This is a genomic window from Methanobacterium alcaliphilum (assembly GCF_023227715.1).
In the GTDB taxonomy this organism is placed as follows: Archaea; Methanobacteriota; Methanobacteria; order Methanobacteriales; family Methanobacteriaceae; genus Methanobacterium_E; species Methanobacterium_E alcaliphilum.
Window position 1 is genome coordinate 50,317 of the sequence record NZ_JALKIF010000014.1, and the last position, 18,310, is coordinate 68,626.

Annotated in this window: 18 protein-coding genes and 1 pseudogene; 9 read left to right on the plus strand and 10 right to left on the minus strand. The window is 33.2% G+C overall.

Going from position 1 to position 18,310, the window contains the following annotated elements; genetic code table 11:
- Positions 1-36: 36 nt before the first annotated feature.
- Together MXE27_RS12055 and MXE27_RS12060 are read left to right on the plus strand one after the other, a co-directional pair.
- Complete coding sequence (locus MXE27_RS12055) at positions 37-207, plus strand: acetolactate decarboxylase (protein WP_425438291.1); 171 nt, start codon at positions 37-39, stop codon at positions 205-207.
- Positions 208-477: 270 nt separating this feature from the next.
- Positions 478-615 (plus strand): annotated as a pseudogene (locus MXE27_RS12060) (acetolactate decarboxylase); the annotation flags it as partial.
- 47 nt (positions 616-662) lie between these two features.
- On the opposite strand, the gene MXE27_RS10345 reads toward MXE27_RS12060, so the two are convergent.
- Together MXE27_RS10345 and MXE27_RS10350 are read right to left on the minus strand one after the other, a co-directional pair.
- Positions 663-1,268, minus strand: coding sequence for a TMEM175 family protein (locus tag MXE27_RS10345; RefSeq protein ID WP_248612360.1), 606 nt, complete (start codon positions 1,266-1,268; stop codon positions 663-665).
- Between the two features lie 123 nt (positions 1,269-1,391).
- Positions 1,392-2,153 carry a sugar phosphate isomerase/epimerase family protein gene (locus MXE27_RS10350; RefSeq protein WP_248612361.1) on the minus strand — a complete coding sequence of 254 codons (762 nt, stop codon included), beginning with the start codon at positions 2,151-2,153 and terminating at the stop codon, positions 1,392-1,394.
- Positions 2,154-2,421: 268 nt separating this feature from the next.
- Between MXE27_RS10350 and MXE27_RS10355 the strand changes: the two genes are divergently transcribed.
- From MXE27_RS10355 to MXE27_RS10385, 7 genes are all read left to right on the plus strand, one after another.
- Positions 2,422-2,730 (plus strand): hypothetical protein, encoded by a 309-nt coding sequence (locus MXE27_RS10355; protein WP_248612362.1) that lies wholly within the window; start codon positions 2,422-2,424, stop codon positions 2,728-2,730.
- A gap of 14 nt (positions 2,731-2,744) precedes the next feature.
- The gene (locus MXE27_RS10360; protein ID WP_248612363.1) at positions 2,745-3,104 is read left to right on the plus strand and encodes a DUF2089 domain-containing protein; all 360 of its coding nucleotides are present in this window, start codon (positions 2,745-2,747) and stop codon (positions 3,102-3,104) included.
- Between the two features lie 24 nt (positions 3,105-3,128).
- Positions 3,129-3,512: an SHOCT-like domain-containing protein gene (locus MXE27_RS10365; RefSeq protein ID WP_248612364.1), complete on the plus strand. Its 384-nt coding sequence runs from the start codon at positions 3,129-3,131 to the stop codon at positions 3,510-3,512.
- A gap of 299 nt (positions 3,513-3,811) precedes the next feature.
- Complete coding sequence (locus tag MXE27_RS10370; RefSeq protein WP_248612365.1) at positions 3,812-4,270, plus strand: PadR family transcriptional regulator; 459 nt, start codon at positions 3,812-3,814, stop codon at positions 4,268-4,270.
- A gap of 51 nt (positions 4,271-4,321) precedes the next feature.
- Positions 4,322-5,413: an ATP-binding cassette domain-containing protein gene (locus MXE27_RS10375; protein ID WP_248612366.1), complete on the plus strand. Its 1,092-nt coding sequence runs from the start codon at positions 4,322-4,324 to the stop codon at positions 5,411-5,413.
- On the plus strand, positions 5,410-6,630 hold the full coding sequence (locus MXE27_RS10380; protein ID WP_248612386.1) for an ABC transporter permease: 1,221 nt from the start codon (positions 5,410-5,412) through the stop codon (positions 6,628-6,630). Before MXE27_RS10375 ends, MXE27_RS10380 begins: the two co-directional genes overlap by 4 nt.
- 85 nt (positions 6,631-6,715) lie before the next feature.
- Positions 6,716-7,945 (plus strand): beta-alanine-activating enzyme beta-propeller domain-containing protein, encoded by a 1,230-nt coding sequence (locus MXE27_RS10385; protein WP_248612367.1) that lies wholly within the window; start codon positions 6,716-6,718, stop codon positions 7,943-7,945.
- A gap of 174 nt (positions 7,946-8,119) precedes the next feature.
- Here MXE27_RS10385 and albA read toward each other — a convergent pair whose 3' ends face one another.
- The 8 genes from albA to MXE27_RS10425 all read right to left on the minus strand — a co-directional run bounded on the left by albA (position 8,120) and on the right by MXE27_RS10425 (position 18,153).
- Positions 8,120-8,395, minus strand: a complete 276-nt coding sequence (albA, locus tag MXE27_RS10390) for a DNA-binding protein Alba (RefSeq protein ID WP_248612387.1) — start codon at positions 8,393-8,395, stop codon at positions 8,120-8,122.
- A 141-nt stretch (positions 8,396-8,536) separates the two neighbouring features.
- On the minus strand, positions 8,537-9,895 hold the full coding sequence (locus MXE27_RS10395) for a nitrogenase component 1 (protein ID WP_248612368.1): 1,359 nt from the start codon (positions 9,893-9,895) through the stop codon (positions 8,537-8,539).
- A 97-nt stretch (positions 9,896-9,992) separates the two neighbouring features.
- Positions 9,993-10,751: a response regulator gene (locus tag MXE27_RS10400; protein ID WP_248612369.1), complete on the minus strand. Its 759-nt coding sequence runs from the start codon at positions 10,749-10,751 to the stop codon at positions 9,993-9,995.
- A 125-nt stretch (positions 10,752-10,876) separates the two neighbouring features.
- On the minus strand, positions 10,877-13,696 hold the full coding sequence (locus tag MXE27_RS10405) for a PAS domain S-box protein (RefSeq protein WP_248612370.1): 2,820 nt from the start codon (positions 13,694-13,696) through the stop codon (positions 10,877-10,879).
- Between the two features lie 58 nt (positions 13,697-13,754).
- Positions 13,755-15,272 (minus strand): 2-isopropylmalate synthase, encoded by a 1,518-nt coding sequence (locus tag MXE27_RS10410; RefSeq protein ID WP_248612388.1) that lies wholly within the window; start codon positions 15,270-15,272, stop codon positions 13,755-13,757.
- Between the two features lie 244 nt (positions 15,273-15,516).
- Positions 15,517-16,320 carry a DUF63 family protein gene (locus MXE27_RS10415; RefSeq protein WP_248612371.1) on the minus strand — a complete coding sequence of 268 codons (804 nt, stop codon included), beginning with the start codon at positions 16,318-16,320 and terminating at the stop codon, positions 15,517-15,519.
- A gap of 86 nt (positions 16,321-16,406) precedes the next feature.
- Entirely contained in the window at positions 16,407-17,063 is a 657-nt protein-coding gene (locus MXE27_RS10420) for a CehA/McbA family metallohydrolase (RefSeq protein ID WP_248612372.1), read from the minus strand.
- Between the two features lie 31 nt (positions 17,064-17,094).
- A complete protein-coding gene (locus MXE27_RS10425; protein ID WP_248612373.1) occupies positions 17,095-18,153 on the minus strand; it encodes a DUF1786 domain-containing protein in 1,059 nt (352 codons plus the stop codon).
- Positions 18,154-18,310 lie beyond the last annotated feature (157 nt).

Consider the following 18,310-nt stretch of genomic DNA (forward strand, 5'->3'; position numbering starts at 1 on the left):
GAAATACTCATTTCATCTGATTTAAACGATTAGAATATATTATGTCAAGTTTCTACTCTCAACACATTAGCAAATGGTGATTACTTAGGCCATGATACAGTCAGAGAACTTAAAAGCCATGGCGATACTGGGAGTGGAACTTTCAATTATATGGATGGAAAAATAGTAATAAAAAATGGGATAATTTATCAAATAAAATTCACATGAGAAATTAAAAGGGCTTCTGACAAGTTAGAAGTTCCCTTTGCAATGGCCACAAAATTCAAGCCAAGACAAATTTTTAAAATTAATTCAGTTAATTATCAAACATTTCAAGATACATCATCTAATTTCCAGAAAAGTTCCAACTTTTAGTTTTCCCGGCCTCATGTACCTTTGAACACATTACAGTACGAAATAAGCCAGCTTCCGAAGATTTAATGAATCCTTTATCCGAAATTATTAAAATCAGACAGTATTCTATAAAAAAATGTTACTGGAGTTTTAGTTGGATTCGGGTGTCCTCTTACCCATGTTTCTATCAATCAACAGGATTTTAACATGCACTTTATCTCAGCTGGTGAAACCACCGGAGGGCATGTACTTGATTTTAATCTCACAAGAGGCCCCAGTTAACTTCAATAAATAGAAGAAGTTCAGGTGATTTCCAATGATGCATAATCTTATAATTTATCATTTATTATTTTAAATGGACTTATAAGAATAAAAGACAGCTGGCTCCAGGCAGGAATTATAAAGCTCATTAAAATAGCAATTATGGCAACCACAGGTAACAATAAATACAATCTAAGATGCCGTTTATACTCTTTTATTACCATATTATCCATCAATCCATGATGAACAGCATAATACCAGTTGAAAAATGACAATATTCCGATAAAAAACATGTTAATGTTAAAAAAAACAGCTGCAACTTCTAAAGATCCATAATCTCCCACCAAAGACGTGGAAAAAGGTACAAGAGCCACAAACATTACCCATATTACATTTATCCATATTAATTTACTGTCAGACTTTTTTATATTATGAAATTGCACATGATGTATTCTCCAAAAAACCGCCAGTAAAATAAAGCTTAAAGCATAAATAAAAAATTTAGAAGAAATACTTAATAAATAGGCCTGAAGAGTGGCATTAGTTACAGGAGAAGGAAAATCCGGAACTTCCAGTGTTAAAACCAAAAGAGTCATTGCAATAGCAAATATACCATCTACCAAGGTTTCAATTCGATTAGTAGTCATTAATCGTTGTTTTTGAGTAGTTTTCATAAAACACCCCCATATAAAATTTACAGAATATTTAACAAAATACAATTAATAGCATATAACTCAAAACATATACCCGTTTTAGTTTATCAATATAAGCCTTATTAAGTTAATAAAAATGGTTTTTTAATTGATTTCATTACCATTTAGCGCATCCAGTATTTTTTTACTTTTTAAAACTGCATCGTAATTATTAAGTTCTATTATTCCCCTTTTAATACCCTTTAAAAGACTTAAATCAAGATTTCCCTCCCCCAAAGATAGATGCTGATCCTTTTCACCATTATTATCACTTAGATGATAGTAATATGTGTTTTTAATCTTTAAAAATTCTGCAGGATGAGTTGTAGTATTAGCATGTCCCATGTCTACAGTGGCCATACACCCACATTTTTTAACAAAAAATTCATGTTCCAACGCCGTATTACATAGATATTTGTAGCGATAAGGCATATTCTCTATTGAAAAAAAGATTCCTCTTGATTGAGCATAATCAGCACATTCAGTGAGATTTACTATTGCATGTTTAATAGCAAAATTTCTAACTCTTTCTTCCTGACGCTGGATCATTCCTGGATGAGTAGTAATGGCTTTAGCCCCAATTAAAGCTGCAAAGTCTGAAGTTTCCTTCATCTGTCTTTGGGACTCTTCCCGTATACCTGGATTTAAACTGGCAGGATTGATGTCAATAGTAGGTGCATGAAGAAATATATCAATATCATAAGAATCAAAGATTTCTAAGTTTCCACTGTTCGCTATCATATTACGCGGCCAGTAAGGACCCTCACATAAGATTTCCATTAATTGAAATCCCCCATTAGATGCAATTTCCAAAAAATACTCAAATGAATTCATGAATAGTGCCAGAGTAGAAAAACCAATTTTCATGTTTTATTTTTTTAGCCTCTTTATTTTATTAAGTTTTTTAATAATTACCGAATTGGAAATATCATCAGTTTATTGTTTTTTAATTATCTAGAGAAAAAAACTCGAAATCTATAAAAATCTCTGATAAATTAAAAATATTAATATTATATTTGACAATATTGAAATTAATATTAATATATTCAATATATTTATATAGTACAAATTGAAAATATTAAGTTAGATTCCGATTGAGTTGATTATTTAAAGTGAGCGTAATTAGGCGAATAACATGATGGCGAAAAAAATAAAAATATATATAAAAACTGGCAAATTTTCATTTCCAATCCCCGCCCTACGATTAGGGATTATTAAATGGATTATTAAATTAATTATCAAGTATAGTCCTCCAAAATCAAAAAATAATAAATCTACGCCAAATAAAGGTGCAGTTATAGCTAATTTTTTAAAAAAAATGAATAGTGAAGATGTCGATTACATTATTGAAAATTTGAAAGCCATGGAGCCATTTGAACTGTTAAATGTTGAAGCCTACGACGAAAATAATGAAAAAATTGTAGTGAAAATTTACACATTATAAGGGTTGAGAGATTTATGAAACGTGAAGTGCTGGGAAACTGCCCAATCTGTCAAAATGAAACAAAAATCACGGAAATATACTGTAAAAAATGCGAAACAACTATAAAAGGGGAGTTTGAGTTATGCAAATTTTGCAGATTAACTAAAGAACAGCAATATTTTGTTGAAGTTTTTATTAAAAACAGGGGCAACATCAAAGAAATTGAAAAAGAATTAGGAATATCTTATCCCACAGTAAGGAATAAACTGGATGACGTGATTTTTGCTTTGGGACATAAAGTTGATAAAACATCCATTAACCAAAAAGAGGTTTTAGAAAAACTCAGCAATGGAGAAATTAGTAAGGACGAAGCTTTAAAACTGCTTAATGAATGATTATATTTAATAGGAGGGTTAAATATGAATAAAAATGTGTCTGAAGAAAGAATGCAAATTTTAGAAATGGTTGAAGAAGGAAAAATTACTGCAGAGGAAGGCATGGAATTGCTTAGCGCTCTAGAAAAAAGTGATGACGAAATTATACCTAAAAGTGGTGCGAAATGGTTAAAGGTTCGAGTTAGAACCATGGATGATAAGCCTAAAGTAAATATTAACATCCCTATTTCACTAGTAGATGTGGGATTAAAACTTGCAAAAACCTACGATCCTAAATTAAAGGAATCAGGCCTTGATCAAATCAATATAGAAGAAATTATCGACGCTGTGAAAAATGGAGCAGAAGGTAAGATTGTTGATGTGGAAGATGAAGAGAATAAAACGAAAATTAAGGTCTATGTAGAATAATTGCTAGCTATGGATGAATTTGATAATAGGTTCATCCAGACAAAATTTTTCTATTAAATTTTTGCGTCCCAATAGAAGGCAGCAATTGTTTGGCCACGATTTATTAAAAGATACTTGCTCTTTTTAAATGAATTTCATATTATAAATCCCCACCGCCATGAAAACATTTATATATTGTATCAAATAATCAGTATATCGCAATTCTAATATATCGGTTTTATGATATATCAATAAATCGTAAGTAATTTTTGTGAAAAATAAAATAGTGATATTTATTGATTTAAATAGGGGGAAATTAATTGAAAGAGGAAAAAATAGCCTCAAAAAATGAAAATGAAGTTGATAATCAAATATCTATTAAAAATGAAAAGATGTGCTTGGACCTATATGATGAAAAAATAATCAAAGGATTTATGAGAGGATTTGGAAAAACTGTAATTCTTTGGATGATCTACAAAGAAAAGACACATGGTTATGAAATAATGAATAAACTCAATGATTTTTATAACCTCAAAAATGTGCATGAAAAAATTAAACCACCTGGACCGAGCTTAGTTTACCCCATACTCCATGATTTAGAAAAAAAAGGACTTATTGAAGGTACCTGGGAACGTCAAGGAAAAAGAAAAGTCAAATATTATGAAATCACTCCCAAAGGCGAAGCAACTGTACTTAAAATAAAATACATTGTAGAAGAGCATATTGCAAAAATTTGGGAAAATTTCTGGTCTGAAATCCCAGCGGAAGATGAAAAATAACTTTAATTTATTGAATTTAATGGTCCACCAATGCAAAGGATGTGTCAAAAAATGAAATATGCAATAGAAACATTTGATCTCACCAAAAAATATGGTGATTTCCGGGCAGTGGATGAACTAAATATGAAAATTCCAAACAAAAGCATTTTTGGTTTTTTAGGCCCCAATGGTGCTGGAAAAACAACCACTATAAAAATGCTCACTTGCCTAATATCCCCCACATCAGGAACTGCTAATGTGGCAGGATATGATGTGAAAAAAAAGCCAAATGAAGTAAGAACTAAAATTGGAATGGTTCCCCAATTAGTAAGCCTTTATGGTGATTTAACTGCTAGAGAAAACGCAGAATTATGTGCAGACTTTTATGGTATGCCTCGTGACTTAAAAGAAAAAAGAATTGATGAATTAATGGAACTGGTTGATATTAAATATGCTGCAGACAAACAAGTAAGCCAAATGTCCGGAGGACAAAAGCAAAAAGTTTCTGTAGTAGCTAGTCTTGTTCATCAGCCAGATATACTGTTTTTAGACGAACCTACTATTGGTCTTGACCCCACAACAAAAAGAGTGCTCTGGGATTTAATAAGTGAACTGAATGAAAAGGGCCATACCATCATTTTATGTTCTCACGACATGTATGAGGTCGAACTACTATGTGATAATGTAGGAATAATTAATCAAGGAGTCTTAGCAGCATATGATACTCCTCAAGGCCTCAAAGACACCATGATAAAACAGGAAGAATCCGAGAAAAAAGCAAAAATAGGGACAATTATTGATAAAATAGGGCAGGAAAATCCAGTGGGAAAAGAAAACACTTTCAATGACCTAAAAACTGCAGTTGCAGAGTTAGAACGCCAGGAGGATAGTTCTAAACAGATGAGTATAATGGTCAGCAATCTGGACGAAAATCTAGTTACTGAAATAACAAAGCTGCCTGTTGTATTCGAGATTACCCAACATCATTCCGGTAGGATAATAATGCAAATGGATGAAAACTGCAAAACAGCAGTTAATGATGTTATCTGGACTATCATGCAAAATAATGGAAATATCACTTCTATTTCAACCAAAGATCCCTCTTTAGAAGATGTTTTTATGAAAGTTACGGCTAAAGAAAAAAATAAGACGGAGGAAGAATAATGGAGACCAAAAAGGTCGTTTGGATGCTCAAAAAAGACCTAATGGTTCTTTGGAGACATAAACCGCGCCTTATATCTTTAATGTTGTTTCCCATAATTATGATAACTCTTTTTGGTTATGGGATGGGTGGAAGTCTTGAAAATATACCCGTTGTAGTGGTTGATCAAAGTCATGGATCTCTTACTAACCACACTTTGAATGAAATTAAAAATATGAGTCTTTATGAAGTAAAAGGAATTATAAGTGATCCCGATAAAGGTAAATCGATGGTTGAATCTGGTCAGGTGAAAGCCGCCATTATATTACCCTCAAATTATGATAATTTAACAAGTAATCAGGCTCAGAGTGTTGTGCTTTATGTAGACTCTTCAGATCAAATGGCGAGTCAGGCAATTATTCCAGCCACCCAATCATTATTTAGTCGTATTTCTGCCGAAGTAGGTATTGAAAAAATGCAAAATAGTGGTTCTGGGCAATTACAAAGTTCTTCAAGTAATCAATCCAATGTTCAGGTGAATTCAACACAATCTGCTGCATCACAGCCACAGAGTGTTGCAAATAGTTTCCAGAGTTTGGTGAACACTATTAACTTCCAGATAGACAAAATATATGGAGACATCCAATATATTGACTTCCTGGTGCCTGCTGTTCTGGCAATGACTATAATGTTCTCCTGCATGTTTGGTATGGGAGAATCTATTGCTGGTGAGAGAGAAAGAGGAGAATTAGCCAGGTTATTCATGACCCCCACCAGTGTTTCCACAGTCGTTGGAGGCAAAATTATTTCGAAATTGATTATTGAAACTGTCAGGGCCATGATTTTAATTGTAGCAGCCATACTTCTATTCGGCATAATCATAAAGGGAAGTATGGCACTTACATTGTTACTACTGGTGCTTTCCGCATTATGTTTTGTAGGATTCGGGATAATGATCTCTGCTCGCGTGGGCACACAGGAAGACTATATGCAAATGGTGATGCCATTTACCATGCCCATGATGTTTGTTTCAGGAGTATTTTACCCCCTAGAAACTATGCCCTGGATATTCCAAAAAATTGCTTACATCGTGCCCTTAACTTATGCTAATGATGCATTAAGAGCCGTGATGTTAAAAGGAGCTAGTATTGGAGATGTGTGGTTAGATATAGCTGTTTTAGCAGGTTTTACCCTGTTATTCTTCGCATTAGGTGTTACTAAATTCAACAGAGACATATAATACAAACTTGAAGAATTAAAGATTAATTAAGGAAATCATTTATTTCCTTTATTTGATGCTTAATTTCTTAGAATATGGTGATAAGATGTTTAAAAAGAAAAACATTATTATTGGACTTGTTATGATGTGCATCTTAATAAGTCCTGTTTCAGCTGTCGATTGGCAGATGTTTCATGAAAATATAGAAAATACTGGATTTTTAAAAGAAGATGCGGATTTTACGTCCCAAACATGGTACTTCCAAACTGGTGCTTCGATTCAATCATCCGCAGCTTTATTTAATAAAATGATGTACATAGGATCTACTAATGGAAATATTTATGCAATTAATTTAGAAGATGGAACTAAATTATGGGATTATGATACTGATGGGGCCATTATAGCTTCACCAATAGTGAAAAACGATACTTTATATGTAGGATCTAAAGATGGTTATTTATATGCAATGGACTCAAAAAATGGAGATGTTGAATGGAAATTCAAAAGCGGAAACTCCATTGAATCGACTGCTGCTGCTTTAAATAATACAGTATATGTAGGATCCAATGATGGACGAGTATATGCTTTAGATACAGATGATGGTGAGAAAAAATGGGAGTTTGACACAGGAAATGCAGTTAAATCATCCCCAGTTATTGTAAACGGTACATTATATGTAGGATCAATTAATGGAAAGTTATTTGCTTTAGATGCAGATAATGGAGATGAAATTTGGAGTTATACTGCAGGAGATGCCATTTATTCCTCACCAGCATATTATAATGGTTCTGTGTATGTTGGATCAAATGATGGAAATATTTACTCGGTAAACCGTGACGATGGATCTTTAAACTGGAAATATAGCCTTGGAAATAAAGTAAGATCTTCTCCTACCCTCGACAAAAATGAAAATAGTTTATTTATTGGATCTGATGAAGGAAATATGACCTGTCTTGATACTCGGGATGGAACACTTAAATGGTCTTATAAAACAGGAGGAGCTGTTAAATCAACTGCCGCATTATTTGATAATAAAATTGCATTTGGTTCAGATGACGGCACACTTTATGTCCTGAACAAATACAGTGGTAAAGAAGAATGGACTTATTCTCCCGGGTACTTCCTTTTCAATTCACCAATAAGTTCTTCCCCTGTTGTTTATGGCGAAACAATTTACATGGCCAGCGGCGACGGTTATGTTTATTCTCTAAACAGTTCTAAGGAACAGGGACCTACTTCCATATTTACCTACTATACTGCAGGAATAGTAATATTAGTCATAATAGCCCTTATCGCTATTAGAACCATTATGAAACGACGCAAAAAGAATGAATGATATTTTTCATTCATATACTCTTTTTTTATAAGAGTTAGTTAAAAAAGATTTATTTCTAGTTTTAATCTCTTGAAAATAAGTAAATCAGAGGATATTTGATAGTTTTCACTAATTAAGTATTAAAATAAAAATTAAAGAAATAATGAAACTATTTAGTTTCATTTTTTAATTCTACTAATCTTTTCGAAGAAGTATTTCAATTGCTGAAACGTTTGTTGCTGTTCCCTCGTTACCTATGATTTCCTCAGTACTAATGTCAATATTATTTACGTCAATGTCTGGGATGAACCGGTTTCTAACAATTTCTGCAACATCAACTGCTCGGCTTATGGCTCTGCCTCTGGCTTTTAAAACCACATCAGTAGTTCCACCGTTCATTTGAGTCACTACAGCTAAAACATAGTTCATTACGGGCTTGTTTCCAATGTATACAACATTTTCCTCTGACATCACTTTAACCTCCGAAAGAATGACTATATTTGTTTCAGTAACTCAATATTATATATAATTTGTGATATGCATCTCCAAAAGAATAATACTCAAGAAAATACTTTAAAATAATCCGTATTAACCGTTAACATCCATTTTATATTATTTTTGGCCGGAATCCAAGACATCATATATGTTTTCTGCTGTCTTAACTGCCCCTTCCCAGCCCATAGTAATCTCTTGAGCATGCATTACATCCAGAAGAGGAATTTCAAATTCATTGGACAATCCCAATTCGCCCATACCACCCACTATTAAATCGGGTTTGCTATGGTTAATTAAATCTCTAATTTGCATTAAATCTGGTTTTTGAAGAATTTCCGGTTTGTCACCAGGAGATACATCACAATCTACAATAATTTTGTTTAGATTTTCCATAGTGTAGCTCCCCAACAAATCCAAAGATATTAAAACAGGTTTCATGCCCAGTTCAATAGTGAAATCCATTAAAGCAGTTCCCCGAGTAGGTCCCGCTATAATGGCCACTTTATAACCAGCCAATTTATCTTTATAGTTTTTCATAACTCCATAATATTCATTCTTTTCATTTTCCAAGGAGTATTCTATCTCTAAAAAATCAATTATATTTTTAAAAAAGTTATATGAATTGGAAAATCCTAAAGGAAAAGGATAATGCATAAATTCTGTTGAAAATCTTTCTTTTAATAATAAAGATGGTTCTATGCCCGAGATGTCACACAAAGAATAATTTAAATTTGCACGATGAATTCTTTTTAAATCTTCTAAAGTACTTCCAGCGGTTAAAACACAGTTTAATGTGACACCCATGCGTTTCAATGTCTTTTTAAGATTAAATAAATCAAATCCACCCCTAAATATTCCGATTAAATTTAAAAATTTATTTCTATGAGGAAATATTTTATTTTTTCTCAATTGTGTATCTGATTCTAAAATATGAGGTTTATTGGTTTCATTAACTGCTGGAATTCTTTTCTTAAAACGATCAGCTGCTAAATAATTATTTTTTAATGAGTTAAGGGATTCCTCATTTGAATTATCCAATTTTATTTTTGAAATGCTCCATTCAATTAAAGCCATCATAACTTCAATATAGCCATCAGTTTGATCGCCTTCAAATCCCCCAGCACTAATAGCAATAATTTCAGATTTTATTTTAGGTTTGCATTCTTTAGCAACTCTAAAAATATTTTCTCCAATAAGGCTGGTAGAACATGAACTCAAAACAACAATTAAATCAGGTGAGTATAGATTATCTGCTTCCAAAATAGTATGGGAAAGTTTTTCTTCCGCACCAAAAACAACATCTTCTTGAGTAAGTTCAGTAGAGCATAGCTGAAGATTTGATCCGCTTCTAAGACCCAATAAATAACGAATATGGTATGAACACCCTGCAGGACCATGGATTATAGGTAAAGCATTTTTAATACCCAATATGGCTCGTATTGCTCCAAATAATTTGCATGTATGCACGGGTTCCATATTATTAATTATGTTATCCCAAGTATATTGAAATTTGCATACTTAATCAAAAATTCAAAAAAATTGGGCAGATATGGCTTGAATAAGGCCTATGGAATCATTGTCGAAATACAATCACCCATCCTTCCACGTCGCCTTTTTCGTTTTTTATTGGGGACATGGAACCATGAATTGTGATTCTATTGTTCTCTTTATCTCTAATTATTTCCTTGGAAAGTTCGACTTTCCGAGCCATTGAAACATCATCCATCTTTAGAAGTGCTAGTTGACCACTTAATGGATTTAAAACTTCTATCAAGTCATTTCCCAATGCATCTTCTTGTAGCCATCCAGTGATTTCTTCGGCCATGTAATTCATGAATTTTATCTGGCGATTTGATCCCGTCACAATTAATGCCTCAGAAATATTTTTAAGAACAGCGGCTAACCACCTCTGATTTTCACGCAGTCTTAATTCCATTTTATGTTTGTATAGAGTAATTTCAATAGCAGTATGTAATTCCCCTTCTTCAAATGGCTTATTTAAATAGTCAACCCCGCCTTTAATGATATATCCTGAGGGTTCAGTTATCTTAGCACGGGCCACTGTATTTTCATCAGAATATGCAGTAAGATATATTACCGGTATTCCAAAACGGCCCCTGATATTTTCTGCTGCTTCTATACCATCCATCTTACCAGCAAGCATAATGTCCATAAGCACCAAATCTGGAGACATCTCTTCTGCTAATTTAACCGCTTCTTCACCAGTTGAAACAACTGCAATTACATTGTAACCTAATTCCTCCAGCCCATCCTTCATATCTTCTGCAGTTATCATTTCATCTTCAACGACCATTATTTTTGCGCGAGACATTTATTCCACCTTCCTACATACTCGATTATAATATTCACCTGCGAAATATTAAAATATTTAAATGAATTAACTTGTTTAATTCCTAATTGTCTTAGAGTTATTATTAAATTTATGGTATTTATTTATTAAAAGATGATCTTGAAATTTGCCCCAGGAGGATTTCCGATTTCAATATCCCCGCCAAGTTGATTAGCTAATGTTCGAACTAACCTTAGTCCTAATGATTTAGATTTCATTACATCTAAGCCCTCAGGAAGTCCCACACCATTATCTGCTACCTTTAAAACATATTTTCCCGAGTCATTTTCATGAAAAGATATTTTTATTTCGCCAGATTCTTTTGAGGGGAAAGCATATTTTAAAGAGTTTGTAAGCAGTTCGGTGATTATTAATCCTAATGGAATAGCTGTATTCAATTCTACAGACTGTTCTATGTCTAAATCTAATGTCACTTTGGAAGTAGAAACACCATAAGAGCGGAATATCACTCCTGCTAATTCTTTAACATATACCTTTAAATCCACTTCCGACAAATTCTGTGATTGATAAAGTTTTTCATGAACAAGAGTCATGGATTTAACACGATTTTGACTATCTTTAAATAGATTTAAAACTTCTTCATCGTCTATATATCGGGATTGGAGAGAAAGCAAACTGGATATTACCTGGAGATTATTTTTTACCCGGTGATGTAATTCACGCAGTAGTATCTCTTTTTCTTTTAATGATGATCTTATTTTATTATCTGCTTTTTTATGTTCTGTGACATCAATAATTGAAGCTAAAGTATATTCCATTTCAGGAATTAAAGCAATAGTAACCATTATATTTTTAAGGTCCCCGCTATGGTCACGCAGTATAGTTTCATAGTTGCAGGGATTTAAATCAGGATATTCCATATTTTGGCGATGACACTCATCGACTTTTTCTGATTCTTTTTCAAAAATCATGTCAGTGTACTTCAATCTTCCCTCAATTTCATTTTTAGTGTATCCCGATAATTTTTCAAATTCTGTATTTATCAGTGAAATAGTCATGTCTTTTTTAATCATTGCTGTTGCGGTGCCGGTATTCTCAAAAATAGTACGATATATGCTTTCTGATTTAGCTAAGGCTTTTTCTGCTTTTTTACGTTTGGTAATATCTATCCAATAACCTGCAATCTCTACAGCTTTGCCTTCTTCATCTTTAACCACATTTGCATCATCCCTCAACCAGATATAAGTTCCATCTGATTTTTTTATACGGTATTCATAAGTATGGTGTCCTTTTTCTACAAGCAATTCCATATCCAACTCTGCTTGGTGGAGATCATCAGGATGGATCTTTTTGGTCCAGAAATAGGGATCCGCTAAGAATTTTTCAATATCATATCCCAGTACTTTTTCCACATTTTCACTGATAAAATTAGTTTTATAGGGAGGATTATTATCCACCGTATATATGACTGCGGGAGTGGCCGAAATTAAAAAATCAAGCCGGTTTTTAGTATTCTCTAATTCTCTTTCATGTTTTTTTCTTTCAGTTATTTCCTCTGAAATACCAACTAATCGATTCACTTCGCCACGATCATCGGTTATGACCGAGAAGTGAGATCTGATCCATTTTATTTCATTATCAGAAGTGATTATTCTATATTCAACTGTGGTATCCCCTTTACTATTATGCGGAAATGGAAAAAAATTTTTTATAATAGATTTATCATCAGGATGAACATATTCAATCCATTTTTTGGGATTTTTACATACACTTTCAACATTATGTCCCCATATTTTCTCATAAGCAGGACTTAAATATAAAAAATTGCCTTTATTAACATCAAAAATCCAGAATACTTCTTCTATATTTTCAGCTAGTTGTCTAAACCTTTCTTCGCTTTTAGCCAAAATTATATGTGATTTTTCAAGTTTTTCCAGCATTACATTTATAGACTGGGCAAACTGAGAAAGTTCATCTCCATCCCCATTTACCGGTATTCTTCCTGAAAAATTCTTACTTTTCCCTATTATTTTTACATTATTAGTTAAAACAAATAACTTGGACAATATTGCTTTATCTAGATAAAATAATATGGATAATCCCATTACTACTCCTGCAATCATCAGCATTAAAATAAAATAAAAAATACTATTTTGTCCTTCATTATATAGAGATCGGGATTCGTTTACGCGCAATAACATAGCCGGATTTCCCTCAATATCCTGCAATATTACATATCCTGCAATAGAATCCGAATTCAAATTTTGTATTACAATAGGATTATCGTCATTAAAAAAAGTTTTAGCTGTTTTGAAATCATCACTGGCATTAGCCATATTTTTTAAACCCGCTCCTTTTAAAGAAATTTGAGTTATATTTGAAATGATTCCAATGCCTTCTTCATCCATATACCGACCCATTATTAAGGTTCCTCTTGAAGGGCCTTTGCCATTGCTGGTAAGTATTGGTTGAGCAGAAATCATCATAGGACCATTATCTAAATTAATTAATCCTTTAACCGAAGTTGAAGTATTTTTTATTACCAGCGAACTTGAGTTAGAAATATAATTATCCATTCCCGAAGGAACTATGCTAGTAAGTGTCCCATTAGAATCTATGGCCCTTACATAGAACAAGTTACCTTCCGAATCCAAAAATAATATTAAATCCAATTTTAAACTTTTAAAAGTACTATTTCCCAGATTACTTGCTATAAATTTAGTATTGTTATCTTTTAAAAAATTATAAGTATCATCCCATGATGCCCAATCTTCATTTAATCCGTTTAGTGAGTATATCTCCTGATTAATCGCATTTTCAGCCCTTTTGACATCATGAGCAATATTTTGTTTTTCAAGATTGCCTAAACCATTCATCAATAAAGCTTCAGAACTTGCAAAAAGAATTAAAACTAAAGCTAGTAAAGTAGCCCCAATCATAACCAAAGTTTTTTTACGAAGATTCATTTTTGATACCAGGCTATGAAGATAAATAAAAAATATTAAAGTTATGATATTATTTTTATCATATTACCATTAATATTTTATTGATTGCATCTAAAACCGCCTCTACACTGGCCATTACAACATCTTCTCTAGTTGATCGACCAGTAGCATTATTGCCATCCTGATCACTCATTATAACAAATACTTCTGCTAAAGCATTGGTTCCGCCAGTAATAGCCTCTATATGATATTCTTTCAATTCTATATATGCAGTTTCACTAATTAGACTTTGTATAGCATTAATTGCCGCATCTACAGGGCCTACTCCTGCTTTAGCCGCTGTTTTGACTTCATCATGTATCCGGAGTTTTACAGTTGCCGTGGGCATTACATTTTCCCCAGTCATAACAGCAAAGCCTTCCATTTTAACGATTTGTTTTTTAGCCCGACCAAGTATAGTTACAGCTATAGCTTTTAAATCAGCGTCAGTGACTTTTTTACCTTTATCACCAAGATTTTTAATTTGGTCATAGACTGTGCAAAACTGATCTTCGGTCATTTCAATTCCATACTCATCTAATTTAGATCGGAGTGCATTAGCACCAGTATGTTTTCCCAATACAATTCTTCGGGTGTGTCCCACCATTTCTGGAGTAATGGGCTCATATGTTTCTGCTTTTTCCAGTACCCCGTGAACATGGATCCCTGCTTCATGGGCAAATGCATTTTCTCCAACAATAGCTTTATTAGGAGGCATTTTGATTCCAGTTATTCTTGAAACAAATTCAGAGAGATTCACCAGTTGAGATGTGCGCATGTCCAGTTGAATATCATAGCGAGTTATTAATGACATAGCGACTTCTTCTAAAGAAGCATTGCCCGCCCTTTCCCCGAGTCCATTGACTGTGGCGTGTACTTGGCTAGCACCGGCTTCCACAGCTGCTAAAGAATTAGCAACGGCCAGTCCAAAGTCATCATGGCAATGAACACTTATAGGAATATTTATATCTTTTTTTAGCTCCCCAATCAGCCAATTCATGGCAGTAGGAACTAAAACGCCCACAGTATCCGGAACATTAATATAATCTGCTCCTGCCTCTTCCACAGATTTATAGATTTTAGAGAGATAATCAAATTCGGTTCTAGTAGCATCCTCTGCTGAAAACTCAGCAATAATGCCATGATCTTTTATATATTCAATCGCATCAACAGATTTACTTAAAATTTCTTCTTTACTCATTTTAAGCTTAAATTCTCTGTGAAGAGGAGAAGTGCCAATGAATGTGTGTATATAATCTACATCACAATCAATTGCAGCATCTAAATCTACTTTCAAAGTTCTTGCCAAACCACAAACCTGGGCATCTAATCCCAGGGATAATATTTCACGAGATGCTTCTTTTTCTCCTTCTGAAGCTGCAGGGAATCCTGCTTCTATTGTGTTTACACCGAGTTGATCCAGTTTTTTGGCTATCCGTATCTTTTCATCTACGGTTAAGGCCACTCCTGGTGTTTGTTCACCGTCTCTTAAGGTGGTATCGAGTATACGCACCGTTTCCGGTAAATTCATGTTTTTCTTCACTTTTTCTATGTACATAGATATTCCTCGTTGGTTTGGCTTTTGTGGTTCTAAACAATTTGAACCGCGCATTTTCTGGTTTTTATCCATAACCTCTTTTTTCATTAGTTAATGGTTTTGAGTTATTGGACAAAATTTTATGTATGATAAATCTATTAACTACCCATCATAAAAATATTATCAATAAAGAGAGTTGTTTAGTAAAATTATGGAAATTCTAAATAATGGATTTTCTAAAAAATCACTGCTAATGAAATAGATTTTAAAGACCGGTTATTAAACTTAAAAAGTTTCTAACTCCCGGTGCCAGCCCCAAAACAAATATACTTAATTTTAATGTGTTTTTTGTCGTTTTATCCTCAATATTTGTGTCAATTATATATAATGCAAGTAAAATAACCAGTATCTTTAAGGGAAACATTACAAAGGCCGTTCCCCCCATATTAGTTAATGCCAATGGAAGGACATGCTGTTCGCCATATCCATAGAAGTCAACGGCGATAAAGGTAGAGGCTGCGTCAAATAAATGAGCAGATAAAACTGCTAAATTAAATTTCTCTTTAAGTAAATCTAATTTAGATTTTAAAAAGTAGAATATTCCAGTAAAAAGTGCCCAAGCACCTAACACCATGATTGTTGCAGTCAAATCTATGTTTTGAAGATGAATCATATTAGGAATACATAATATAACCCCGAAAATGAAAATAATATACCGATAATCCCATTTAAATTTTTTTTCAAGATACACCGACCCTAAAAGAGTAATTATTGTTGTAAATCCCACCATGACATAAATTCCAGGGGTGACCAGAAGTAAGTGTAGGGGATAAATCCCATTATCGACTAATGCACGTGCCCCGGATCCTAAAAATATAAAGGGGATTAATGGTATAAACAAATCTCCAGGATCTTTATCAATCCATTTAAACATTTTGATAATTAACAATACAGATAATCCCAAAATAAGCCCAAATACGATAGTATTTAATAACGTGTACCCGGGATGAAGATATAAAAAATTATCTTGAATAAATTGTGGCAATGAATTAGCTATCTCTCCAAGCATAAAATTAATGGATGTTTTTATAATTTAATTCTATCGAATGATAACCAAGATATAACATTAACCGGTTGTTTTGGTTTTAGAATATTTTAATATTCATAAACCCTTTTAATCTTCTTATTAATCACTTCTTTAATTATCAAAGGAAGAGGAGTGCGATCACCATAAGCCGTAGTTTTTCCAGATTTTATGGATATTAATATGTCCTCTACAGAAAAATCAGCATCTACATCAGTAACACAACTACCTACAGCACCTACAAAGTGAGAATCACTGGCTCCAATCTCAGGTATGTTTTTTTCAATAGCCAGTTTTTTAGCCTTCCAGTTGGAATAGCCAAAAATATAACGTGAATTCATGGTTTCAATAGCATCTACTTTTAAATCTTTAATTTTGCAGAAAAGTCCCTCCCTATATCTCACAAATGGGTGAGGGACAATAGCAACCCCATTCATCTCATGTATTAATTCCAAAGTTTCCTCAGGAGAAAGACCTTTATTAATTTCCTCATATATTCCTAAAGCCACTATATGTCCTTTATTAGTACTAATTTCCATAGCAGGAATTACTAGGATATCTTTAAAATCCTTTACTTCCCTCTGTGCTATTAGTGACCCTTTCATAGTGTTGTGATCTGCTATGGCTATTGCATCAAGCCCAACAGTTCTTGCTCTTTCTATAATCTCCCTAGGAGCTCCAGTTGCGTCTCCCGAATAAATAGTGTGTATGTGAGGATCGATTATCATTTTATCAACTTAAATTCCTGAATTGTTTTTATTAATTAATGAATTCAATATTATTCTCTATTTTATAATTTATACTTTTAATTAGGCCCACCGGCCCGGTCATCATTACATCCCCTGCCGGAGCTGCGTGATAGACAGGTAGATTGGTTTTATCTACCAACTCTCTTCTGGGGCCAGTGACTACAACTTTATCTAACTCATCAATAGAATTTAAAACCCATGCACCGTGCCCATGATCCCTATGAACTTCTTCGTGCGAAAGAGTGGCGTCCACCAGCTTATTTAAGAACCTTTCTATTTTTTCAGAATTTAAAGAGCCAGTATGATGTTCAAAAACACCCATTATTTTTCCGTTAGAAATTGATGCTGCAGTTGTATGGCCATTGCCAACATCCATAACCACATAACTATCTAACTTATTAACCTTTGGATCACAGGTTGCTCCACACATAGCAGCAAATTTAGAATCCATCAATAGTGGTTTAAATCCAGATAAAGTCCTTTCTACTGCCTTCATCCGGGTAAAATATTCCGGTATATCTCCCCAGTAAGCAAATTCTTCAGGTGCGAGAGGTTCATCTAATTTTTCTTTTATTTTCATGAATCTGAAATTTCTATCTCCCATTTTTTCATTATAGCCATGATCCTGTACTGCAATTCCTAAATAATCAAATTCAAGGTCGCATCCAAATGATGCCAGAGATTCTTGAAATCTATCAAGATCCACATCTTTCAATTCTATTTTCTTAAAATCAGGATATTTTTCACTTACGTATTTTTCATCATGTAAAACCGTGATTCCCAATGATTTTACCCTTTTTAGATTATCACGAATGGTTTTAGCAGCATTTTCTTCCATAACTACTTTATGGCCCTTTTCTAAGTGGTGTTTTATAGCGCGGTTTATTGGGCCTCCACCCATAATATCTCCGCCAAAATAAATATTTTGATCTGTTTTTTGGACTTTATTAGCCATTATATGCGTAGGAGAAGGAATAACCATTTTTATAGCATTTTCCATGTTTTTATTAGAATCATGTAACATCATATCCTGGGTGCCGGTACCTATATCTATTGCCAGAATCTTCATGAGAATAATTTAGTTTAAATAAAAATATATACTTTAGTCATAAACAGAATACTTGATAAAATTATATTTAAAAAAAAAAGCAGTTCATCTCCTTTGGATTTTATTAAATTATGAAAAAATTTATTGAATATTCATTTATTAAATAATTAGAAATGAA